Origin of the sequence: Filimonas zeae (assembly GCF_014641615.1) — a bacterium.
GTDB classification, from domain to species: Bacteria; Bacteroidota; Bacteroidia; order Chitinophagales; family Chitinophagaceae; genus Filimonas; species Filimonas zeae.
Map to the genome: position 1 here is coordinate 362,916 of NZ_BMIB01000002.1, position 23,408 is coordinate 386,323.

15 protein-coding genes and 2 tRNA genes are annotated in these 23,408 nt (G+C 45.6%); 6 read left to right on the forward strand and 11 right to left on the reverse strand.

The genetic code is table 11. The annotated features are described in order from the left end of the window. Nucleotides 1-10: 10 nt before the first annotated feature. The 3 genes from IEY13_RS08260 to IEY13_RS08270 form a co-directional block, all read right to left on the reverse strand. Nucleotides 11-838 (reverse strand): hypothetical protein, encoded by an 828-nt coding sequence (locus tag IEY13_RS08260; protein WP_188951513.1) that lies wholly within the window; start codon nucleotides 836-838, stop codon nucleotides 11-13. A 33-nt stretch (nucleotides 839-871) separates the two neighbouring features. Next, nucleotides 872-1,819, reverse strand: coding sequence for a proline dehydrogenase family protein (locus tag IEY13_RS08265; RefSeq protein ID WP_188951514.1), 948 nt, complete (start codon nucleotides 1,817-1,819; stop codon nucleotides 872-874). A 149-nt stretch (nucleotides 1,820-1,968) separates the two neighbouring features. Next, nucleotides 1,969-2,052, reverse strand: a tRNA-Leu gene (locus IEY13_RS08270). Nucleotides 2,053-2,187: 135 nt separating this feature from the next. Between IEY13_RS08270 and IEY13_RS08275 the strand changes: the two genes are divergently transcribed. The 3 genes from IEY13_RS08275 to IEY13_RS08285 are packed head-to-tail and all read left to right on the forward strand — an operon-like array spanning nucleotide 2,188 to nucleotide 4,440. Further along, nucleotides 2,188-3,222, forward strand: coding sequence for a tetratricopeptide repeat protein (locus IEY13_RS08275; RefSeq protein WP_188951515.1), 1,035 nt, complete (start codon nucleotides 2,188-2,190; stop codon nucleotides 3,220-3,222). A 21-nt stretch (nucleotides 3,223-3,243) separates the two neighbouring features. Next, the gene (locus tag IEY13_RS08280) at nucleotides 3,244-3,774 is read left to right on the forward strand and encodes a DUF3267 domain-containing protein (protein WP_188951516.1); all 531 of its coding nucleotides are present in this window, start codon (nucleotides 3,244-3,246) and stop codon (nucleotides 3,772-3,774) included. An 18-nt stretch (nucleotides 3,775-3,792) separates the two neighbouring features. Then, on the forward strand, nucleotides 3,793-4,440 hold the full coding sequence (locus tag IEY13_RS08285) for a YdcF family protein (RefSeq protein ID WP_188951517.1): 648 nt from the start codon (nucleotides 3,793-3,795) through the stop codon (nucleotides 4,438-4,440). 60 nt (nucleotides 4,441-4,500) lie between these two features. On the opposite strand, the gene IEY13_RS08290 is transcribed toward IEY13_RS08285, so the two are convergent. Continuing rightward, nucleotides 4,501-4,583 (reverse strand) — tRNA-Tyr (locus IEY13_RS08290). A gap of 73 nt (nucleotides 4,584-4,656) precedes the next feature. Continuing rightward, a complete protein-coding gene (locus tag IEY13_RS08295) occupies nucleotides 4,657-5,205 on the reverse strand; it encodes a TlpA family protein disulfide reductase (protein ID WP_188951518.1) in 549 nt (182 codons plus the stop codon). Between the two features lie 126 nt (nucleotides 5,206-5,331). Here IEY13_RS08295 and IEY13_RS08300 point away from each other — a divergent pair, with 126 nt between their 5' ends. Together IEY13_RS08300 and IEY13_RS08305 are read left to right on the forward strand one after the other, a co-directional pair. Next, nucleotides 5,332-6,627 (forward strand): sensor histidine kinase, encoded by a 1,296-nt coding sequence (locus IEY13_RS08300; protein WP_188951519.1) that lies wholly within the window; start codon nucleotides 5,332-5,334, stop codon nucleotides 6,625-6,627. Between the two features lie 146 nt (nucleotides 6,628-6,773). Beyond that, nucleotides 6,774-7,112, forward strand: coding sequence for a potassium transporter KefB (locus IEY13_RS08305; protein WP_188951520.1), 339 nt, complete (start codon nucleotides 6,774-6,776; stop codon nucleotides 7,110-7,112). Nucleotides 7,113-7,208: 96 nt separating this feature from the next. On the opposite strand, the gene IEY13_RS08310 is transcribed toward IEY13_RS08305, so the two are convergent. From IEY13_RS08310 to ppsA, 6 genes are all read right to left on the reverse strand, one after another. Then, the gene (locus IEY13_RS08310; RefSeq protein WP_188951521.1) at nucleotides 7,209-9,662 is read right to left on the reverse strand and encodes a zinc-dependent metalloprotease; all 2,454 of its coding nucleotides are present in this window, start codon (nucleotides 9,660-9,662) and stop codon (nucleotides 7,209-7,211) included. 47 nt (nucleotides 9,663-9,709) lie between these two features. Then, entirely contained in the window at nucleotides 9,710-11,134 is a 1,425-nt protein-coding gene (locus tag IEY13_RS08315; RefSeq protein ID WP_188951522.1) for a RagB/SusD family nutrient uptake outer membrane protein, read from the reverse strand. An 18-nt stretch (nucleotides 11,135-11,152) separates the two neighbouring features. Further along, on the reverse strand, nucleotides 11,153-14,860 hold the full coding sequence (locus IEY13_RS08320; protein ID WP_188951523.1) for a SusC/RagA family TonB-linked outer membrane protein: 3,708 nt from the start codon (nucleotides 14,858-14,860) through the stop codon (nucleotides 11,153-11,155). A 110-nt stretch (nucleotides 14,861-14,970) separates the two neighbouring features. Continuing rightward, nucleotides 14,971-16,137 (reverse strand): FecR family protein, encoded by a 1,167-nt coding sequence (locus tag IEY13_RS08325; protein WP_188951524.1) that lies wholly within the window; start codon nucleotides 16,135-16,137, stop codon nucleotides 14,971-14,973. 67 nt (nucleotides 16,138-16,204) lie between these two features. Beyond that, nucleotides 16,205-16,774 carry an RNA polymerase sigma-70 factor gene (locus tag IEY13_RS08330; RefSeq protein WP_188951525.1) on the reverse strand — a complete coding sequence of 190 codons (570 nt, stop codon included), beginning with the start codon at nucleotides 16,772-16,774 and terminating at the stop codon, nucleotides 16,205-16,207. A gap of 112 nt (nucleotides 16,775-16,886) precedes the next feature. Continuing rightward, a complete protein-coding gene (gene ppsA, locus IEY13_RS08335) occupies nucleotides 16,887-19,328 on the reverse strand; it encodes a phosphoenolpyruvate synthase (RefSeq protein ID WP_188951526.1) in 2,442 nt (813 codons plus the stop codon). Nucleotides 19,329-20,092: 764 nt separating this feature from the next. On the opposite strand from ppsA, the gene IEY13_RS08340 reads away from it, so the two are divergent. Then, nucleotides 20,093-23,395, forward strand: a complete 3,303-nt coding sequence (locus IEY13_RS08340) for a SusC/RagA family TonB-linked outer membrane protein (protein ID WP_188951527.1) — start codon at nucleotides 20,093-20,095, stop codon at nucleotides 23,393-23,395. Nucleotides 23,396-23,408 lie beyond the last annotated feature (13 nt).

The following is a 23,408-nucleotide window of genomic DNA, read 5'->3' on the forward strand; positions in this document are numbered from 1 at the left end:
CCGAACAATACTATTTGTAGTGCAATATCACTTCTTCGTTGCTGACAATGGGAGTTGAGCCCGGATATGTTACACGCAGTTTCATTTTTTCCAGCTTCTTATGAGTGATCGTACATGCGTTTTCATATATTTTTTCTATGAATGGCGCATTGTTGCCGTTTGTTCTGGTAAGGGTTATTTTGCCTGGAAGCTTTGGCAGGTAAGATAGCATAGGATAATTGTAAATAGCATACATTTCATCCAGACCATTGCCGGTGATAAACAGGTTGGGTTCAATACTGCAGCTGTCAGAATAGTTTTCAAGTGTCCAGGTAAGTTTGGCACCGGCCGCAACTGTTGTTACCTTTTCCAGCAGGTTATCTGCGCTGTACTGGTAGGCGCTGGTAAACAGTAATTGTTGTCCGGCTTCATTTATTTTATAATGGCGCATCGTTTTCAGTGATTTGTTGGTATTGTAGTCATACTCTAGTCTATGACCACCGCCTGCATTCTGCGAACCTTCCAGATGGCTCATAACGCCGTTGGTATAGCCATAGTTGGTTACATACACCGATCCAGGCACTTCTACGCGTATCAGGTTCTTATTAGTGTAAGTGTAATTTACCTCTGCCAGGGAAACCTCAGATTCGTGTAAAATCTGTTTAACAGTACTATCCGGGTTGTAATCGAAATAGGCTGTTTTCTTTGAATCTTTATATTCCACTTTGTCCAGCAGAAAATATACTTTTTTACCAGGTGCGGGAGGTGGCGCTACAGGTTCTGTTTCTTTGTTTTTAGCGCATCCTGTTAGTACCAGGGTACCCATTGCAATCAGGGCTGCCATCGGTTTTAGTGTCATGTCCGTTTTTATTTATTGGTTGTAAGAAAAAAATCAGGCTACTATATCGGCCAATGCCTGAAACAGGTTTACCGGGTGCTCGGCAATTCTGTTGCACAGGTACAGATACCATTCTTTACCATATACCAGATAAAGCTTGGTCATATAGCCGTCTGCTTTCAGGCTTAGCAGGCGTTCGGTTTGTATGCCGTACAGGCTTTCAAACTCGTATTGTGCGTGCGATGGCTGGTACAGATCTATCAGCTTTCTGGCTTCCGTTTGTATATGCAGGTCGTGTGTAGCTATGGAGCAATCATGGCCAGTGCTCAATAAGGTATCTATATATTGAAGATACAGCTCGTTTAGCCTTTGTCCACGTGGAAGAGAAAGGCCTTCGGGTGTATCAAAGGCACCTTTTACCACACGTATCCTTCCGGGATATGTTAGTAGGGTCTGAAAGTCGTCTGCCGTACGATGCAGGTAAGCCTGTAAGGTAATGGCCAGCTGTGGGTGTAGTCTGGCTGCTTCCATGTAAGTAGCCAATACATCCTCTGTTTTGCCACAATCTTCTGCGCTGATGATCACTTCTATATCTGATTGCGCAGCGGTACATATCTGATCCAGGTGTTCCAGACATAGTTGCCTGGAAATACCGAGGCCAATATGCGAAAGATCCAGCGATACAGTCGAGTGAAGGCCCTGCGCACGAATGGTATGGCATATACGTACAAACTCTTCCATGGCTGCTGAAGCCTCTTGCGGTGAACTGGCATTTTCGCCCATGTATTCAATGGAGCACTTAAATCCCAGACGGTTCTGTTCGCCTGCCTTCTGCACCGTCTCTTTCAGTGTTTCTCCGCCTATGTAGCGGTCTGCTGCTTTTTTTACCAGGTAAAACAATTCTTTATGGTTCAATAAAAAATCTTTTGCCTGTGCATTGATCGCTGCTTTGCGTAAAGCTGCGGCCCCCATTTGCAGCAGCGCATCTTCCGCGCTTTCCATCGTTTTTTCTGTTAACTGTTTCAAGGATGGCAAATGTAGTCCGGGTAAATGGGGTGGGCAATCGCATAAAGATGTGATCGTTGAACTGTTAGCATATGCATACTACAAAATAAAAAGCCCCGCAAGCAAAAGCTTGCGGGGCTATCAGGTGCCCAGAACTGGATTCGAACCAGCACATCCTTGCGGACGCTGCGACCTGAACACAGTGCGTCTACCAATTTCGCCATCTGGGCAGGTAATCCGTTTAAATAAGAACTATATTCCGTTTCAATCGGGTTGCAAATATAGGAGAATGTTTTTAATATCAAACAGATTGTCTGTTTTTTTATCCGTATGTGCTACTTTTATAGCAACAACCTTTTACTCTTATGGAATTAACCAACACAAACCAGCACTCCCCTGCGGAGCAGCCATCCTGTATCAATTGCGGAGCGGCTGAAGTAATACCTGGTTACACGCACGCGCTATGTGGCAACTGCCGTACTGCTTTTATACGCTATCCCATACCCAATAAAATTAAGCTGTTTGCCGCAGGTATAGCCGTTGTATTGGTGTTTGCCATGCTTAGCGTTCCAAAGCAGATTTCAACGGGCATTCATTTGAAAAGAGCAATTGCAGCAGAAAAAGAGCGCCGTTTTGCTACAGCAGAAAAAGAGCTGCACCAGGTACTGGAATATCAGCCCGATTACACAGAGGCGCTGGCGCATCTGATGATAGCTTCTTACCACAATCAGAACCTGGCGCAACTGTATAAGACCAACCAGATTATTGGTGGCAGAACCATGGACAACACCGAACTGGTGGAAGAGATCAACCTGCTTACGCAAAAGACAGGAGACAACATGCCACCCGAAACGATGGATGCTTTATACGCTACCTGGGGCACAACAGATAAGATACCTGACAGCAGCCTGGTGAGGTATCTTGCTGAATACCCAAAGCAAACATTCGCCCTGATGCTTTATTCGCAACGCCTGCTGAAACAGAACAGGTACAAAAGCTGCGACAGTCTGTTACAGATAGCAGCTACAGTAGCCAAAGACATTAACCAGATAAATATCCTTCGCATTGGTGCCAAGAGAGGTATACGTCAGTTTGACTCAGCCTTGTACTACTGCGATCAGCTGCTGTATCAGAACAGTGAAAACTACTATGCACTGGCTGGCAAGGCCAGGGCTCTGTTACAGCGGGGAGATCTGCGTGAAGGAATGGAACTGGCTCAAAAAACCTGTAAGCAGTTTCCAAACGATGGCTATTGCATAGCCACTATGGCCCTTGCCTGGCACGCCAACCACCAGCCTGCCAAACGGGATGCACTGGTGAACCAGCTACTGCGCGATTCAACCACCAGCGATTATGCGCAATATGTAACCGACGTTATCAATCACAAAGAACAATTCTAACAACCCTTATACCGCAATACCATGCTTATTCCAGGAGTATTTATTACCGTACTCACCTTTCCCGGTGTAATTGTACATGAACTGGCCCATCAGTTATGCTGCCGCATTTGCAAAGTGCCGGTATTTAAAGTAGTTTACTTTCAGGCAGCCAACCCTGCCGGATACGTACTGCACGAAAAAATCAATAACCACTGGCATTCCCTGTTTGTAAGCACAGGCCCTTTTTTACTTAACACTATTATGGGCGCAGTTATAGCACTACCTGCATCGTTACCTGTATTCAGCTTTGGTAATGCTATGTTTTACCATTACATACTGCTTTATCTGGGTATTTCCATCGCTATGCATGCATTCCCCAGCACCGGAGATGCCAATGCAATATGGGAAACCGTTAAACGGCCGGATGCACCCTGGTTATTTAAACTACTGGCTACACCTATAGTGGGCTTTATATACCTGGGCGCACTGGGCAGCATGTTTTGGCTGGATCTGTTTTATGGTATGGGTATAGCTATAGGCATACCTAAACTATTGATTTCACTGCTTGCCTGACAACTACTAGATTTACGCATGATTACAAGCGAAATAATGGCGGCAGCGCAAAAATTGTGGGATTACCATCATATGAACCACACACTCACCCCTGCCGACTGCATTCTGGCGCTGGGCAGCCATGACCTGCGCGTGGCAGAAAGGGCTGCGGAGTTATACCTGAAGCAGCTGGCGCCACTGGTGATATTCTCCGGCGGCCTGGGCAATGTTACCAAAGGTGTATGGACTGAACAGGAGGCTGATCGTTTTGCGCAGATTGCGTTGCAGAAAGGCGTGCCTGCCGAAGCCATTCTGATAGAAAACCAATCCACCAATACCGGGGAAAACATTCTTTTTACCCAAAAGCTATTGCATGAAAAGGGCCTCAACCCGCACCGCTTTTTACTGGTACAGAAGCCCTATATGGAAAGAAGAAGCTATGCCACCTTTAAAAAGCACTGGCCGGAGAAAGAACTGCTGGTTACCTCCCCACAGACAACCCTGGCTGATTATCCCAACGATGAAATTCCCCTGGAAAAAGTGATTAACATTATGGTGGGTGATCTGCAACGTATACGTATTTATCCGGCTAAGGGCTTTCAGATACCGCAGGATATTCCGGAAGATGTATGGGATGCGTATGAGCAACTGGTGGCATGGGGCTTTAACAAACACCTGGCATCATAACACCCCTACCGAAAATAAAAAACGCATGAATGCTGTATTCATGCGTTTACAAACTTACTGTGGGCAGGAGAGGATTCGAACCTCTGAAGTCGAAAGACAGCGGATTTACAGTCCGCCCCATTTGGCCGCTCTGGAACCTGCCCCCTTAACCGGAAGGGCGGCGAAGATACAGTTCAGCTTGTTACAAACCAATAGCTTTCAAAGCTTTTCGCAGAATTATTTTCGAAGCAGTTTGTAAAGGAGCGCTTCCTGCTCTTTAACAATCCCTGAATGCGTAGCATCCTGCCATGCCGCAATCCGTCCCTTCTTATTCAATACCACCACTGCGGGAAAAGTAGTTATTGCCAGCTTTTCCAATGCTTCGCTCTGCTGATAAGCCACCGGACATTTCAGGAAAGCGTTGCCGCCACATTGTGCCATTTCAGAAAACCTGTCCGGCGAAAGCGCCAGAAAAACAGCAGCAGAATCAGCAAACTTTTCAACCAGCTCATTCAGCTCAGCAGCAGTATTGCTATTTATGGCGCTATCCACCGCAAAGCAATATAAAAACACCACTTTACCACGCAACCGGTTCAACTGCCAGTTTCTACCGGAAACATCAGTTACACTTACCTCTCCAACGCGGGTGCCAACAGGTGTAGTTTCTACCTCTTCCATATTTACAACGGGAAGCGCCATGCCACGTGGGGTTATTGCCGGCTGTTGTGCGCGGGAGCATAAGGGCAGCAGTAAAAACAGCAGTGAGCTAAACAGAAAGGGCTTCATGATAACTATTTTAATATTACAAAACTATTCTGCTGCACTGCGCCGGGCATTTAACCAGTTTTAATGAGTGTTAATCAGTGTTAAGTGTGTTACAGGGTTCAGCGTTTGAGATATATTTGACATTGTATGAACAAACATTTTAAGCTGGTATTACTAACTGCACTGCTTACAGGTACCGGCATCACTGCTTTTCAGCTGATATGGCTGTATAAAACCTGGACTATTACAGAGAATAATTTTTATACTACAGCATCTTCCCTGCTACAAAAAAGCGTGGACGAATATCATAACAGAGAAATACGCATTATGCTGGATGGAGGCATGCACAGCAGCTTTAATCCATTCGACTCCGCTGCAATGCACCCCATACACGAAATACTTTTATCGATGAGCAACCCCGATGCGGTAGAAGAAATGGTAGTCAACATGGCAGGTAATGCCCCAAAGCCCCCTTTTAACCTGGAGGAACTGAAAACCAGGTACCAGCGGGAGCTGCGGTTACACAAAATAGATATGCCGGTAATATTAACCAGGGATACGTTCGTTACCACGCCCGTTCAACACATGGCATCTGCTATTCTCAATGGCCATAAAAATAAAACCCGTATTACCGCCAGCTTCTCAAACCCCACCCCCTACCTTATTCAACAAAATGCCTGGCCCATTGGCATCTCTTTCTCCTTAATACTGTTTACCACGGGTAGTTTGATTTATATGTTGCGCGTTATAAGACGACAGCAACAGCTGGATAGTATGAAGAACGATTTCATCAGCAACATGACACACGAGCTTCGTACGCCTGTAACCATACTCCGTTCCACACACGAAGCCATTGACACATTTGGATACATTAACAATCCGGAACGTACCCTGCGCTACCTGCACGCCAACAGGCAGGTACTGGATCAGATGGACAAAAACATTGACCGCATTCTGCAGATAGCAAAATATGAAAACGCCCCTGTAATCACCCCCACACAAATCAATCTGCTGCAACTGCTCACAGCCATTACCCAACAGTTTTTAATGGAGGACCATGTTGCAATTACACTACACTATGAGTTGCCTGTAGAAGAAGTGCATATGGATGGTAATATGCTGGAAATAATCGTTGCCAGCCTGATAGATAATGCCGTAAAATACTCCAACAAACCCGCCACTATCAATATTCAGGTAACAGCTGAAAACAACAGTATGATACTGGAAGTAACAGACAATGGAATTGGCATTGCTTCTGCCAATCTGCCTTATATTTTCGACCGTTTTTACCGCGTACCCACAGGTAACGTTCACAATGTAAAAGGTTTTGGCATTGGCCTAAACTATGTACAAACCTTAACCAGGCTACTCGGCGGTACTATCACTGTAAAAAGTAAACCAGGCGCCGGCAGCTCCTTCCGCCTGCAGTTTCCGCTACGGTAATTCCCTGCTCTCTGCCCCTCCCCCAAACAGCACGCGTTGCAACACAATTGCAGAAATAAACTTTGCAATACAAAGCAACAGCCCCTAACTTTGAAACACGAAGTGCTTTTATTCAAACAAAATATCAACGCATAAAAACAAACTCCATGAAACAGACAAACCACAACACTGCGGAGCACCCTGTTCGCATACCCTCACTGATCAGATACATGCTGGTAGGCGCAGGCATTGCCTTTGTGCTTATTTCTATATTTCTGTTGCCGGTAAAAGCACATCCCGATTGGCCGGAGTTCTGGAAAATACGCCCTATGATTGTTGTGCCACTGGCGGGAGCCGGAGGAGGTGCGTTCACCTACTTCATGAGTATATGGGGGCGTAAGGGAACCTGGCAACAGTTAATAGCGGTTCTCGTAAGTGTTATCGGTTATGTAATTGCCCTGTGGCTGGGTACGGTAGTGGGCCTGGATGGCACCCTGTGGAACTAAACAGCCAATTACACAATTCTTTGTTTTTCAAAGTATCAGCGATGCAATAAAAAAGGCCATCCGTTTTTACGAATGGCCATACACAATCCAGACAAACTACTTTTTATCAGGGTTCAGGGCTTTATCAATCTGTTGAATCAAATCCTGTTTATGCAATACTTCCAGCGAACTGGTGCCGGACATTTGCAATACCTCACCTTTCAGTTGTGTCAGGTGCATTCTTACATATAATCTTGCATCACTTCTTTCCGCATTGGTAGGCATTTTGCCTTCCTCCAGCGATTTGGGCTTTAAAATCATCACCAACCTGTCTACATAAGCACGTTGCGCATTTCTCAGGTAAACATCCTGTGCATTGTTGCCGGTAAATTTGCGCCATACCGCTTTCTTAACATCAGTCAGATAAGCAGGTACCGTATAACTGTTGCTGTTATCCAGGTTCTTTTGCATAATCGTATACAGTATACCTGGGTTAAGCAGATTGTTGAGCAGGCTGTTCTGTATAGAACAGATATCCTCCATGGGGTTGGTTTTGATTTTGCCGGTAATTGCAGCCGGATATAACCATAACGGCGGCATAATTACCTGGCGACCCATAAAATCAAGAGTAGCCTGTATTATTGCTTTAGGAATGGGCGTATACACATTACCCGTTTCCTCCACACTCTTTTCCGTAACATAAGCACCACCCTGCGCATTCTTCATGGCGTGCATTACATAACGCAGATACTGACTGGCTACCCTTTTATGCATGTGGGCCAGGTTATTGTACAAATCTCCTTCTTCCGCTGTCCACTGCGGTAACGCAGCTACCACACGTTTCAGGTTGGCAATGCCATAATCACTGGCTTTAACATGATCATCGCCCAGGTCCTCTGTTTGCGAACGCGGGTCTTCGTTTTTACCCTCACCGCCAAACCAGAGCCGGGGGTTGGCGCGCAGGCTGTCAACAATCCATTTATTCAGCACCTTGCTGTCAGCATATTCATCAGCAGTATTGAATATATTTTTATACCCCCACTGAATAGCCCATTTATCGTACATACCAATACGGGGGTATAAACCCGCTTTACCAATATTATCTTCCGGTTGCGCCACATAGTTAAATCGGGCATAGTCCATAATACTCACCGTATGCCCGTTCGCTTCCACCCATGCCTTATCACGCAGTTTTTCTACCGGCGTCTGGCTGCTGGCTCCCATGTTGTGGCGCAGGCCAAGTGTGTGCCCTATTTCGTGGCTGGATACAAACCGGATAAGATCGCCCATCAGTTCATCATCAAATTCCATTTTACGCGCACGGGCATCCAGCGGACCTGCCTGAATTATATACCAGTCGCGTACCAGATTCATTACATTGTGATACCAGCCTACATGGCTTTCCAGTATTTCGCCACTACGCGGATCGCTCACATGCGGCCCGTAAGCATTAGGTATGTCAGAAGCAAAGTAACGGATAACGGAAAAACGGGCATCTTCCATACTCATGGCAGTATCGTTCTCCGGCCATTCTTTGGCCACGATGGCATTTTTAAAGCCGGCCTGCTCAAACGCGTTCTGCCAGTCGTTTACACCAGCCATCAGGTAAGGCCGCCATTTTTTAGGCGTAGCAGGATCAATATAATATACAATCTGCTTTTTAGGTTCAACCAGTTCTCCCCTTTTATACTTCTCCACCTCTTCGTCCTTTGGCTCCAGGCGGTAACGCGCAATAAAATCGTAGGTCTTTACCTCCTGCAGATCATCGCCATACAGCGAGTATCTGGATGCAAAGTACCCTACCCTGTTATCAAACAACCTTCTGCGCATAGCCACTTTGGGCAGTAACACCATAGAGGTGTTCAGCTCAAATGTTAAGGCACCGGCAGCACTGCCTGCCGCACTGGCACCGGTTGAAACAGAGAAGGTTTTGGTAGTTTTTACCTCCACGTTAATAGGATAACTGCGGATGGAGTTGATAAAAGAACGATCATCAATAAAACCACTCAGCTTCTTTTCTGTTTTTTCAGCCGGCGGCATAGCAACAATGCTATTATCCTTTCTGAAGAAATCCGTTACCTCAATTACCACATTACCGTTGGCCGGATGAATACATTTGATGTCAAATGCAGCAGCAATAGGAGTAACACCGGAGGTTTGCATAGCCTTGTAAATAGCCTCCGTGGTATCTTTTACCGTAGCCCTGTATACCTTAATGCGTGCAAACAGTTTATTCTGCGGCCCCCTTTCAAAGTACAGGGTTTGCTCATTTACTTTTTCGCCGCCATAACTCTGTGTTTGCTCCGGTGTAGCTACATAACGAGTTACCGCCAGTATCTCACGCCCCAGTAAGGAATCAGGAATTTCAAAGTAATACTTATTATCTACCAGATGCACCGTAAACATGCCCTGGCGGGTAAGCGCTGCCTTTGTTATCACTTTTTCGTAGGCCTGTAAGCCGGTGGTGCTTTTCACCACCGGTACAGAATCCTTTTGTACTGCCTTCTCTTTCTCCTGCCCCAGCACCGTTATGGCTGGTAACAGGGTAAGAGCCGTCATCCATTTCTTCATGTAGTAATATCGTTTTATTTCTTTAGTCGTCTTTACCTGTCAGCCCATTACCACGGAATTTCCTCGCCTGTGTTAATAGTCAGGCCCGGATTCAGCTTTAATACATCCGGCGCAAAAGGCAGCGTGTACAGCCTTGAATTGGGAGGCAGTGTATACGTTTGCTGCGGCACACTGGTAGTAACTACCGGAAATTTCCGTACTACCGTTTTAGCATAATCCGGCTCTGTATTCAGCCTGCGCAAATCCCACAAACGGTTAAAGCCAAACAGCAGTTCCTTTCTACGTTCATTAATAACAATGCTCATGGTTTCTTGTATGGTACCAGGCACGGCCAGCGTAGCTTCTGATGCAACAGTAATACGCTTATTACGCAGCATGTTAATAATATCCATTGCTTCTTTCAGGCTTCCCTCACGGGCATAACACTCCGCCAGCATCAACCAGGTTTCAGGCGATTTCATACCCACTGTAGGATAAAAGAACGCAGTATTCTTCACGTTCCAGAAGGCCGTATTACTACCCGCATCTACATAAGAGCCCGATGTCGCGAAAAATAGATTGTACCGTGCATCATTTTTACCAAACAAATCTTTCAGTTCAGTAGTAATTACATAATTGAGAAAGTTCATTTCGGTATAGCCTGTCATATACATATAACTCAGCACTTCCGGGTTAACACCGGCAGGAACATTTACTTTAGAAGGACCACCCAGTCTGGTATACTCTACCAGATCGTACACACTGTTATTATACGTTAAGGCTTTCAGCGCTGCCTCTTTAGCCTTTGCAAACTCCTTCTTAAACAAATGCACTTTGGCTTTGAATGCCCAGGCAAAAGCCAGAGATGGATGGTATATATCTTTAGGATTTACCTGCAGATAAGGAATAGACTCCTCCAGGTCTTTTTCTATAAACGCATACACTGCTGCTACAGAAGACTTGGTTGGAACAGATTCCAGATCATATTTATCCATAATACAGATACCACCATCAGTAGCAGCCGTAGCAGGATTATAATGATTTGCAAACGTGTTTACCAATACAAAATGATCAAATGCGCGTAACACTCTTGCCTCTGCGGTCGCCAGGGTTTTAACTGATTCCTCGCCTTTACTGTCGCCCACCAGTGTAATAACCATATTCCAACGGTTGATATAGTTATACGCCTGGTTATATAACGTAAAGCCCGATACATACTTCAACCTTGTTTCGCTTGAATCGAAAAGAAAGTGAATACTGGTCAGATTTTTAGAAGCAGATAGTATGGTGCTTTCTTTTAACCACATATCATCTGCCAGCAAATAAAACTGGTTAGTGGGGTAAGCCCTGTTAGGGAGACTGACCAGATTGTAATATTCCTCAGCATTTTCCAACACCAGTCTGCCCTTTGGCGTAATATCCGTATACTTTGTACAGGCTACAGATACAGTAAGAAAAATTCCAACAGCTATATAGGATAATAACTTTTGCATGATGTACTGTTTACGGTATTAAAAATTAACGTTAAGTCCAAACAGGAACGATCTGGAGGTAGGCAGCGTGCGTGTAGGACTGTTCAGGCTCATTGTTTCCGGGTCAAGATCGTCTCCCGCGGCAGACCATAGCCACAGGTTGTTTGCCTGTGCAGTAAGCCTTACCCCTTTCATACCTATCAGTCTGCTGTATTTAGCAGGTAATGCATAAGCCAGAGAAAGGTTACGCATACGCACAGAAGTAGCGCTTACCACATTCAGATCGGAATAACGGTAATAAGAAGATAAATCGTTGGCTGAGTTTCTTACAGCTTCTGCATAATCCACCTGAAAACGCGGAATATCAGAATTTGGATTAGCCGTAGTCCATCTGTTGGCAATATCCTTATCCGTTTGCAGATAGCCGGAGAAATCAGTAGCATCTCTGCGCATTTTATGCCCGCCATAAAAAGCAAACATGGCACTTATCTGAAAGCCTTTATAAGCAAAACTCTGACGGAATGAACCACTCCACACCGGAGCAACCGTACCCATGCGCACCAGTGCATCTACAGAGTTAATTACTTTATGAGATACCAGATTACCATCCGCATCGTACGTTACGTTAGCAGCACCTTTTTCATCCAGCACATAGGGCACGCCCTTTACCATACCGCCATAACGGTAAGCATATACCGAGTTTAACGGTGTACCTGCCATAAAGTAATAAGCAGGAGAACTGATGTATACGCCTGGGGTAGTGCTTAACCTTTCGGTATTTACAATTCTGTTGGTATTATAAGCGAAGGTTACAGCAGAAGAAGCCTGGAAGTCTTTCTTGCGCAGCCAGTTATAGTTTACCGCCAACTCAATACCCTTGTTGCTGATAGCTCCATTGTTAATGGTTTGCGAGGTAGTACCTACGGTAGGGTCGAGTGATTTGATGACAAATAAATCAGAGCTGTATTTGCGGTACATATCCAGGCTACCGGTAACTACATGATTAAATAAAGCAAAATCTAAACCCAGGTTAACAGTAGCAGATTTTTCCCACCGCAGTTTGGGGTTGGGATAAGAAGTTATATTATAATACTGCAGGTTGTTAAAAAGATTATCATTTCTGATAGTAGCAGTTACATAAGGAGAGCTGGACTGATCAACACTACCACTTACGCCATAGGTAGCACGCATTTTAAGCATATTTACCCAATGAATACCCTTCATAAAGTCTTCGCGGTTAATATTCCAGCCACCACCTACTGACCACAATGGTCTGTAACGGTACTTGGGATCACCACCAAAAAAGTCAGCCACATCTACCCGCACACTTCCGGTAAGGTTGTACTTGCCATTCAAAGTATATCCCATATTTCCATAATAGGATACAAAGCGATGCCTGGTTTCAGCTAATTGTTTACCCGGCGTATAAGAAAGCGTAGCGCCTTTACCAGATACATAACTGTTGATCCCGGTTTCACTCAGCGTAAGCCAGTCTGTATTGGCATTTCCCAATGTTACCGGATTGAATCCGTAACGAAGTGAACTTACGTCAACAGGAGAAAATGTTTCCCTTACTTCCATACCTGCTATTGCAGTAACCTCATGCTGTGCACGGGCTGCAGTAAAACGTTTATTAAAATCGAACTGATTACGCCAGGTAAAGTTTCTGCCTTGTTGCATTAACTGATACAATCTGTCACCATCCGGTACGTTTCTTTTATACACCTTAGTAGCAGCATCGTAGCTGGTCATAGTATTGTATAAATAACGCATTTTGTAGGAAGCCGCTTCGCTGTAGAACTCCGTTTCGTTTTTAGCCAGTTCGTACTGAAATCTGGTACTGAAATTCAGAAAGGGTAACAGTTTGGCTGTAGCATCAGCAAATGCCCGCAGGCGCAGACTCTGCTTTTTGGTTTTATTATATTCCAGTTCATCCAGAATATTAAAGTATACCGGCTTAAAGTTACCGTTCGCCTGCATGGCAGCTACGGTAGCACTGTTCATATATACATTGGAGCTGAACCCATCTGCCAGATTAATATAATCTGTGTTTACCCGGTTACCTGCATCGTCAACAATTCTATCGTACCGTGGCTGCAGAAAATAGTTATCATATTCCGTAGGGGTAGTTACACTGCGTGTATAACCGGCATTACCGCCAACTGTAAACTGAAACCAGTTACGGTAATTATAACTGTTTTTAAAGTACAGGTTAAAATTATCATTGTAGTTATTTTTCATCCGCAGCTGGTTGCCATCGTAGTTCAATGAAAAATAAGTATTGCTTTTATCGGAAGAAGCCCCGATTGACATGTTTAGCCTCTTACGCACCTCGGGCCGCCATACCAGATCGTGAAACTGCGCCATATAATCATTATTACGCCATTGGCTCAGCGTGCTATCAACCTGTTTGGCCGTAATTTTATTCTCCGCCTCGTTTCTGTATAACGCATATAATGGCGAATAATAAGTAGTGGCATTATTCAACGTACCGTATGAGTTAAAAAGGGAGGTAGTATTATTAGCATATCTGCTAAGGTTATATTTATATACCTGCGTTTCATAATCAATCATATCGCTGGTACTGGCATAATGCATCTTACTCAGATCCGGGCGATCTGTTATAAAATAATCTGCATTCACACTCAATTGTGTTTCTCCACGTTTTGCCGTTCTGGTACTTAATACAATTACACCATTCGCAGCACGCGCGCCATAAATAGAAGCAGCAGCAGCATCCTTCAACACAGTTACCGATTCTATATCATAAGGGTTTATCTGATCTAAAGTACCTTCTGTTACTACCCCATCTATTACCAACAGTGGTGTGGAAGCAGAAGAACCATCCGCAGGTATTCTGAAAGTACCCACCCCTCTTATCACAGGATTATTTTTGTACATGCTTAAGCCTGCTACTTTACCTTCAATAGCAGCAGACAAGGAAGTATTCAGGTGTGCGTTCAGCTCTTTATCGGTAATTACATCCGCAGCGCCGGTAATTCTTTCTTTAGATAAGGTTTGGTAACCGGTGTTAGCAGTCAGAAACAGATCCGTCATCTCGTTCACTGCCGCCTTCATTACTATTGTAATCTGTACGTGCGAATGATCGGGCATAGCACAGGTAATGCCACCAGCCGGGCTGCCATTGGCGGCGCAGCTTTTAACAGGCACCAGTATGGTTTCATAACCAACAGAAGCTATACGTAGCGTACCGTTCTCCGGCACATCTTCCAGTGCAAAGTGGCCTTTGTCGTCTGTAGCCATTCCTTTGGTAGTACCATTTACCGCTACCGTAACTGCAGGTAATGGTTCACCTTTGGCATTGGTAATGGTACCTTCCAGCTGATAAATGCGGGTAAGCTTTAAACCACCGGTATTCATGTGTGCAGCGTGGTCGTGCGCTTCCGCCTTTTTTATAAATACGGTTTTGTTTTCAATGGTGTAAGCCAGGCCACTTCCTTTCAATACCTGTGTAAGAAAAGCCTCCACGCTCATATCATGCGCTTCAATGGTAACCGGCTTTGCTTTTTCTACCATGTCAGGATTGTACATAATGGAATACCCGGTTTGCTGTTTCACCGCAGCAAACACTTTATCCAGCTTTACTTCCTTACCACTGTAATGTATCTGTGCCATTACAGCATTGGCGCCATAGCCAAGGCAAAAAAGCAATACCAGCAGCTTTTTCCGGAATTTCGGTTTACACTTTTTCTCCGGAGAGGCCTTTAAATCAAAACAAACGTACATACCTGCAACAGTTTTGGTTAATAAAATATGTTATGGTAGTTGCATAGGAGAGCCGCCCGGTAATGCGGCCGCAAATCCGGTTGGTTTATATAAGAATCGGGGGTTGTGTTTTATAACGATGCAGGGGTAACCAGCAGCTTTCTGCCGTCCAGCTTAAATCTGGCACCCATGTTATCAAGCCCTTTAATTACCTGCATCAATGTAAGACTGCGTTGCATATCGCCGGAGAACATGATTTGCTCCACACCGGGTTTATAGGCAACCTCTATATCGTACCAGCGTTCCAGCTGGCGCATTAATTCTTTTAATTCTGTATTGCTGAAAATAAAATGGCCATCTTTCCAGGCGGTAACCGCAGCCACATCTGCCTGTTTAACGGTAAGGGCGCTCTGCGGGGTTATCTGCGCCTGCTGCCCGGGCTTAAGCAATGCCGCCCTGGCTTCAGTATTTACACGTACCCGGCCCGCTAATAACGTAGTAGCTATTACCGGCTCATCATCATAAGCGTTAATATTAAAGCTGGTGCCCAGCACCTCTACGGTAGTTTTATCGTTAATGCGTACGCGGAAGGGCGATTTGGCGCTACCAGCCACTTCCAGATAAGCTTCGCCGGTTACAGATACCAACCGTTCGTTACCGGTAAATGAAGTAGGGAAAGTAATAGAAGAAGCTGCGTTGAGCCAAACCCTGGAACCATCGGGCAGGGCTATAGAAAACTGTCTGCCCCGGGGGGTACTGAGCGTATTGTAAGCTATTGCTGCGGACGCCCCTGCCTGGGCCTCGTATTTCAGCTGACCGTTTTGTAACTGAATATTTGCAGATTGCTGGGTGGTACCCCATCCGTTCTGTAGCGAATCCAGTACCACTGTGCTGCCATCAGCAAGCGTAAGTATAGCACCTTCTTTACCGGGTGCAATATCTTTTGCCGGCGCCACCGCTACCTGGGGGGCAGGTGTTGGGTTGCCCTTAAACCAGAAATAACCGCCTGTAGCCAGCACCAGTACACTGGCTGCTGCTACCCAACGCCAACGCTGCGGTAAACGTTTTACCGGTGTTGCCTCAGCCTGATGCAGATGGGCCTGTTGGTATATTTTGTGTAAAAGTTGTGTCTGATGTGCTTCTTCACTCACTGCCAGTTCTGCCGGAATAATTACAGGATGGTCCTGGTTTTGCTGGTACCACGCTTCCAGCTCCTGCATTTCTGCAGCAGTAATGGTACGGTTTTCCCATTTTGCAGCCAGTTGGTAGTAATAAAGCAATTCCTTTTTCTCAGGCATGAGTAGCTAGTTTACACACATGTCTCAGAAAAATGAGATTCCCCCTACAAACCGTTAAAAAATATTTTCAGGCGGGGTAATAGCGGAAAAGCAGCAGTTTAAAACCGGAACGGAGTTTTTTCAACGCACGGGTAATTTGCGTTTCTACTGTTTTCTGCGAAATAGACAGTTTTTCCGCAATTTCCCGGTTAGAAAGGCCATCTTCCCGGCTCAGTTGATAAATAAGCCGGCATTTTTCAGGTAATTGCTGGGCCAGTTCGAACAATTCCTGCTGTAACTGCCGGTAATGCAGTTGTTCTTCCGGAGAAAAATGGTCTACCTCCGGTGTGGTAAGGCCTGCTTCCCTTTCTGCCTGGCGGTAACGTTTCGCCAGCCGGGTATATACTTTAAACTTAACAGCAGCAGCGAGATATGATTTAAGAGAATGTTCTATAGCAAGTGTATGGCGCCGTATCCATAAATCGGCAAGTACATCCTGTACTACTTCTTCTGCCTCAAATACATCCGTTAACTTATTAGCCGCCACGGAAAACAAAAGCTTCCAGTAACGCTGATAAATTTCTGTAAACGCAGCTTCTTCATTTTGCTGTAGCCGTTTTACAATAGGGTAATCATCATATGTGGATGGTTCGGACACTAATTAAGCAGGGAATAACACAGCCCAAAGTTATCAGATTTCCCTCACATATCGTTTTAAAGGCAGAAGGGCCGGCAAAAGCCAGCCCTCTCCTCCTCAAAAATCCCCCTGTTTATACAGTAGTACCGGCCAATACACGCTTTTCGGCTGCATATATTGCCTTTACTGTTTTAATAACCGAATCTGGTGTTACAGAAATAGAATCAATACCCCGTTCTACCAGAAACTGCGCAAAATCCGGATGGTCAGATGGTCCCTGGCCACATATACCCACTTTAATATCGGCCTCTTTGGCCGCATCTATTAACATGGCAATCAACCGCAGCACCGCATCGTTCCGCTCATCGTACAAATGCGCCACCAGCGAAGAATCACGATCTAATCCAAGCGTAAGCTGTGTAAGATCGTTGCTGCCAATAGAAAAGCCATCCACATGCTGCGCAAACTCCCGTGCCATCAGAATATTGGAAGGCAGCTCCGCCATCAGATATACCTCCAGGCCATCCCTCCCCTGTTCCAGCCCGTAGTGCTTCATTACCGCTTTTACTTCCAGCAGCTCTTCCACTGTACGGCAAAACGGTATCATTACTACCACATTGTATAACCCCATTTCAGACCGTACCTTGCTGATGGCTTCGCATTCCATTCCAAATGCTTCCCTGAACGCTTCGGAATAGTAACGGGATGCGCCGCGCCAGCCAATCATGGGGTTTTCTTCATGGGGTTCAAAATACTTTCCACCTGGAAGGTTGTAATACTCATTGCTTTTAAAATCGGAAAACCGCACAATTACGGGGTAAGGATGAAAAGCTGCTGCTATTCTTCCAATACCATAAGAAAGCTTCTGAATAAAATAGTCGCGCTCGCTGGCAAAACCTGCTGTAAGTTCCTGAATGGTATCGGAAAGCGCTTTATCGCTCAGTTGCCGGTGCTGCAACAGCGCCAATGGATGCACTTTTATATAATTATTGATAATAAACTCTTCACGTGCAAGCCCTATGCCTTTATGCGGCAGGTGTGCAAACTGAAAAGCCAGGGAAGGGCTGCCTACATTCAGCATCAGCTGAGTTTGTATTTCGGGCAAACTGTTCAGGTCTGTTTCGGTTTGGGTAAAGGGAATAATTCCCTCGTACACTATACCCTCTTCCCCTTCGGCACAGGAAGCCGTTATCAGCTGCCCTGCCGTAAGTATATCTGTAGCGTTACCGCAACCAACAATAGCGGGCACCCCCATTTCACGTGCTACTATAGCGGCATGGCAGGTACGCCCTCCCTTATTGGTAATAATGGCTGACGCTTTTTTCATTATCGGCTCCCAGTCAGGATCCGTCATATCCGTTACCAGCACATCCCCCTCCCGGAAGGCATCGCCTTCTACCCGCTGGTCCAGCGAATAAAAAATATTCACTTTTCCGGCCGCTACCTTATCGCCCACCGCAATACCCTTACAAATAACTTTTACAGCATCCGCTGCCGGTTTATCCAGCCTGTATTCAATAAGTGTATGCTTCTTCTTCCGGCTTTGAACCGTTTCAGGCCTGGCCTGTACAATATACAATTGCCCGTTTAAACCATCTGTTGCCCATTCCACATCCATAGGGCAGAAACGGTTATACAACTTCTCATAATAGCTTTCAATAGCAGTTACCCAACGGGCCAGTTCCAATATACTGTCCTCTGTAAGGCAAAAGCTGGTACGGGCGCTTTTTTCTGTCGAAATTACTTTTACACGCTCATCCGGGTCGTCGCCATATACCATTTTCTGATCTTTCCGGCCCAACTTCTTTTCAATAATGGGCCGGTACCCTTCGCCCAAAGTAGTTTTAAAAACAATAAACTCGTCCGGCGAAATAGCACCCTGCACCACCATTTCACCCAAACCAAAAGCACCATTAATTACTACTGCATTTTCAAACCCTGTTTCCGGGTCAATAGAAAAGGCTACCCCTGCCGAACCCAGATCGCTACGCACCATTTTTTGAATACAAACAGATAGCCCCACCTGAAAATGGTCGAACTGAAAACGCTGCCGGTAACTGATAGCACGGTCTGTAAAAAGAGAGGCGAAACAGTTTCTTACAGCATCCATTAAAGCAGCAGGGCCGCGTACATTGAGGTAAGTTTCCTGCTGACCGGCAAAAGATGCCTCGGGCAAATCTTCGGCAGTAGCAGAAGAACGTACCGCCACATCCGTAGCATCCTGCCCGTAGCGACCGGAAAGCTCCCGGTAGGTTTCTGTAATTTCTTTACTTAAAGCCGGAGGAAATTTGGAGTTGCGGATCAGTTGCCGCACCTGCTGCCCCACCCGCCGTAGCGATTCCACGCTTTCATGGTCAATACTGTTTACCAGATCGCGTATCCGCTGCTCCAGTTGGTTAAACGCACAAAATTGGCGGTACCCTTCCACGGTAACAACATACCCCTCCGGTACACGTATACCCAGGGCGCCAAGGTTTCGGATCATTTCACCAAGAGAGGCATTTTTGCCCCCTACCAGTTTCAGATCGGTAATACCTACCTCTGAAAGCCAGGTGATTGTTTTAGGATGTTCCATATCAGGCAAGTTTTCGTATAGCAGCAATACTACATGCAACCTTCAACACAGGTACCTGCCTCCTTTAATCAGTTTCTAACACATCCCTGATAATGTGTATGCTTTATCTAACAACTCCGTAAAAAATTTAGTTGCCGGAAAAGCTGACCTGCATTTTGCCACTTACCACGCAAAAAAGCACATTTGTTGCCGGTAAGTGGCCCTAAACCCACCCGTTTAAACGGTAACCAGGCAGTAAAAAGGATAGTTATTTTTTAAAATAGCAGGCCGGATACAGCCTTTACGCCAACAAATCGGTTTGTGCAACGCACTTATCAGAAGCATACGGCGCCGAAATTTCGAAATCAACAAATATTGCCGGCAGTGGTAACACCCGGTAAAAAAAGTACTGTTAGCCACATTGATACCGCTAAAGGTTACTGCTAAGGAAAAACGAAAGCACCGGTGTAGTGTATTTTTTGAATGACGTAGTATAAACAATTGGTTATCAAATTAATTTTTCTGGTCTGTAGAGGTTTTGACGTACTCCCCTTTTTTGTAATTTCTTAACATTTTCTAAAATTGCACCCGGTTTAGCCAACGAAACTCCTTCATAAAAAACTGGTAAAACCAAAACGAAATGCTTGTCAACTACTGGTATCCCTGCCGGACGTATATCCGGCCCCCTTCGATGTATTTGAATTTCCCGAACCGTTTAAACGGTTTAGCAACAGTATTACCGCAGTTATTTTATTAATCACTACCAAAACAACCACGTGAGAATTATGAATAAAAGACAGCTTTTATCCAGGATTCTGGTATTTATTATGGCCATCGTTATTCAGCAGGATGGCTTTGCACAAACCAGAAAAATCAGCGGAACTATTCTTGACGACAAAGGCGCACCTGTTTCCGGTGCTTCTGTATCGGCAACCCGGGCTACACAAAAAACCTCCACAGGTACCCTTACCGATGCGCAAGGCAGTTTTACCCTGAATATTGACGATACGTATAAAACGTTAACCATTACAGGCGTGGGCTTTACCCCACAGGATATTAATATAGGCAGCAACGCAGTTTTTACCATTACCCTTCAGCGGAGCGATGCCGCCAACCTGGGCGATGTAATTGTGGTAGCCTACGGGCAACAGAAAAAAGCTTCTGTTACCGCTGCCATCAGCACCATCAACGCTAAGGAAATTGTACAGTCGCCGGTGGCCAACATCAGCAATGCGCTGGCAGGCCGTTTACCGGGGCTTATTTCTGTGCAAAGCTCCGGCAAACCGGGCTCAGATGCCTCTACCCTTTATATAAGAGGTGTGGGTACCTATACCGGCAACACGGCACCACTGATTATGGTGGATGGCATTGTGCGCGATACGTACAACGATATTGACCCTAACGAAATTGACAATATCAGTATTCTGAAAGATGCCAGTGCCACGGCGGTGTTTGGTGTACGCGGCGCCAATGGGGTTATACTTATCAATACCAAACGCGGTAAAGAAGGCACCCCACGGGTAAGCGCTACCGTACAGGCTGCTGCCAACCAGTTTACCAGACAGCCTAAATACGTAAACTCATTTCAATACGCCACCCTGCGCAATGAACAGATATGGGAAACCTACTGGCAGCAACACGCTAACGATGCAGATGTGGCAAACAGGGCAGATGGCTGGGCCAACTTTGTAGCCAAAAGAAAAACCGGTTATACGCCGCAGTATTCTGATGAAGATCTGAAATACTATCAGAATGCACATACGCCTAAGCTGGCAGATGGCTCTCCTAACCCGTACTACGATCCGTATTTTCACCCCGATCAGGACTGGCAATCGCAGATTTACAAAAAACGCGCACCACAGGTACAGGCCAACGTAAACATTACCGGCGGTACCAAAGGCATGAAGTACTTTCTCTCTGCCGGTTATTTAACCCAGGGCGGTTTGTTTAAAACAGACTACATGCCCTTTTCCAGTGAGATGGATTATAAAAAAGACCGCTACAACCTCAGAGGTAACTTTGACTTTGATGTAAATGACAACCTGAAAGTTTCCGTAGATATAGGAACCCAGTTTGTGCAGATTTCAGGCATGAACAACGATGGCTATAACTATGAGAAAAACCTGATGTGGACCAACCCCATGGGCTCGCCCGGGTATGTAGATGGAAAATTTGTATTTATCTGGAACCAGACGGCAGAGCAGTTTAACCCACTGTACAGCCTGGCCATGCGTAACCAGTATAACATTAATAACAACAGTACACTTAACTCCGCCCTTCGGGTAACGCATAAGCTGGACTTTATTACCAAAGGCCTTACCGCCAACGTACGAGGTTCGTACGACAGCTATTTCTCCAGCACTTCCGGCGGCCAGTCGTTTCCTGTATACTGGACGGTACGCGCCAACCCCAACGGCGACAAACTGAACCCTATATGGGTGCAGATGAATAACGAAGCGCCCTCGCAGCGTTTTGTAAACTGGTATTCCGGCAAGTGGCGTACCTGGTATGCAGAAGCCGCCTTGAACTATAACCGCACCTTTGGCGATCATGCTTTTTCAGGCCTGGCTATGGCCAACCTGAGCAAAAAGTTTGATCCTAACCTGGCCTATAACCTGCCCCACGCCTATCAGAGCCTGGTAGGAAGGGTTACGTATGCTTATAAGGGCAAATACCTGGCAGAGTTTAACATGGGCCTTAACGGTTCTGAAAACTTTCCCGAAGGCAAAAGATTTGGTTACTTTCCCGCGTATTCAGCAGGCTGGGTGGCCAGTAAAGAAGACTTCTGGCCCAAAAACAACATTGTTACTTTCTTAAAAATAAGAGGGTCGGTAGGTAAAGTAGGTAATGATGTAGTGGGTGGCACCCGCTATATGTATCTGCCCGATGTATGGGCATACAGCAGTGCGGTAATGAATGGATACTACTTTGGTCAGTACGGCTCTAACCGCAACAATATACAGGGCGCCTACGAAAGCAAACTGGGCAACCCCAATGTTACCTGGGAAACCTCTCAGAAAGCCAATATTGGTTTTGAAATAAACCTGTTTAAAGAAAAGGTGGCCATTACTTTCGATCATTTTACAGAGCAGCGGAAAGACATTCTTTCTTCCAAAGGCACTGTTCCCGGTATTGTATCTGCCAACCTGCCCCCTTACAACTTAGGCCAGGTAGAAAACTGGGGTAACGAGCTGGAAATTATTTACCGCGATAAAGGTGGTAAAAACTTCAGCTACTGGGTAAAAGGCAATATTGCCAACAACAAAAACAGAATTGTTTTCCGCGACGAACCTATTGTTTCCGGACTGGAATACCAGGCATTAACAGGCAAACCTATTGGCCAGGGCTCTTATTTACAAGCCGATGGACTGTACACCTCCTGGAGCGAACTGTATGCAGTAGATGCTGCCAATAACCCCATTTTATCGCAGCCGGTTACCGCAAAAGGCCCCGATGGTAAAACGTACACCAACGCCGGCGGACAGGTAGTATACCAGAAAGACCTTGCTTTTGGCAACGTGCCTTTACAGCCAGGTGATATTAAAATGACGGACATTAACTACGATGGCGTTATTGACAGCAGAGATTACAAAAGATCGGGCTATACCAATATTCCGCAGATTACCTATGGCGTAAGCTTTGGTTTTAACTACAAAGGCTTTGATATGTCTGTGTTACTGCAGGGTGCTGCCAATGTAGCCGCCAACCCAATGCCTGCTACCAACCTGCACTTTAACGGTACTACTGAGGCGTTGTTTGAGGTAGACTGGAACCGCTTTACACCGGAGCGTTATGCTGCGGGTGAAAAAATAGCCTTCCCTATTGCCGCCTATAACCGCCAGGCTTATCAGAATACTTTCTTCAATCTCAACACCTCTTATATACGCCTGAAAAATGTGGAAGTGGGTTACACTTTCCAACGCGGGCTGCTGAGCAGGGCGGGCCTGAATTCTGTTCGCATATATGTAAACGGATTTAACCTGTATACCTGGAATAAGAACAAGATATGGGGCGATCCTGAAAACATGGGCTTTATGGGTTATCCGCTTACCCGCACTTATAACGCAGGTATTAATATCGGATTCTGATTGTAGAACAGAA

What these genes read in the sequence shown, in the direction of transcription:
- IEY13_RS08260 (WP_188951513.1), bottom strand. Translation starts at nt 838, where the DNA reads ATGACACTAAAACCGATGGCAGCCCTGATTGCAATGGGTACCCTGGTA.
- IEY13_RS08265 (WP_188951514.1), bottom strand. Translation starts at nt 1,819, where the DNA reads ATGGAAAGCGCGGAAGATGCGCTGCTGCAAATGGGGGCCGCAGCTTTA.
- IEY13_RS08275 (WP_188951515.1), top strand. Translation starts at nt 2,188, where the DNA reads ATGGAATTAACCAACACAAACCAGCACTCCCCTGCGGAGCAGCCATCC.
- IEY13_RS08280 (WP_188951516.1), top strand. Translation starts at nt 3,244, where the DNA reads ATGCTTATTCCAGGAGTATTTATTACCGTACTCACCTTTCCCGGTGTA.
- IEY13_RS08285 (WP_188951517.1), top strand. Translation starts at nt 3,793, where the DNA reads ATGATTACAAGCGAAATAATGGCGGCAGCGCAAAAATTGTGGGATTAC.
- IEY13_RS08295 (WP_188951518.1), bottom strand. Translation starts at nt 5,205, where the DNA reads ATGAAGCCCTTTCTGTTTAGCTCACTGCTGTTTTTACTGCTGCCCTTA.
- IEY13_RS08300 (WP_188951519.1), top strand. Translation starts at nt 5,332, where the DNA reads ATGAACAAACATTTTAAGCTGGTATTACTAACTGCACTGCTTACAGGT.
- IEY13_RS08305 (WP_188951520.1), top strand. Translation starts at nt 6,774, where the DNA reads ATGAAACAGACAAACCACAACACTGCGGAGCACCCTGTTCGCATACCC.
- IEY13_RS08310 (WP_188951521.1), bottom strand. Translation starts at nt 9,662, where the DNA reads ATGAAGAAATGGATGACGGCTCTTACCCTGTTACCAGCCATAACGGTG.
- IEY13_RS08315 (WP_188951522.1), bottom strand. Translation starts at nt 11,134, where the DNA reads ATGCAAAAGTTATTATCCTATATAGCTGTTGGAATTTTTCTTACTGTA.
- IEY13_RS08320 (WP_188951523.1), bottom strand. Translation starts at nt 14,860, where the DNA reads ATGTACGTTTGTTTTGATTTAAAGGCCTCTCCGGAGAAAAAGTGTAAA.
- IEY13_RS08325 (WP_188951524.1), bottom strand. Translation starts at nt 16,137, where the DNA reads ATGCCTGAGAAAAAGGAATTGCTTTATTACTACCAACTGGCTGCAAAA.
- ppsA (WP_188951526.1), bottom strand. Translation starts at nt 19,328, where the DNA reads ATGGAACATCCTAAAACAATCACCTGGCTTTCAGAGGTAGGTATTACC.
- IEY13_RS08340 (WP_188951527.1), top strand. Translation starts at nt 20,093, where the DNA reads ATGAATAAAAGACAGCTTTTATCCAGGATTCTGGTATTTATTATGGCC.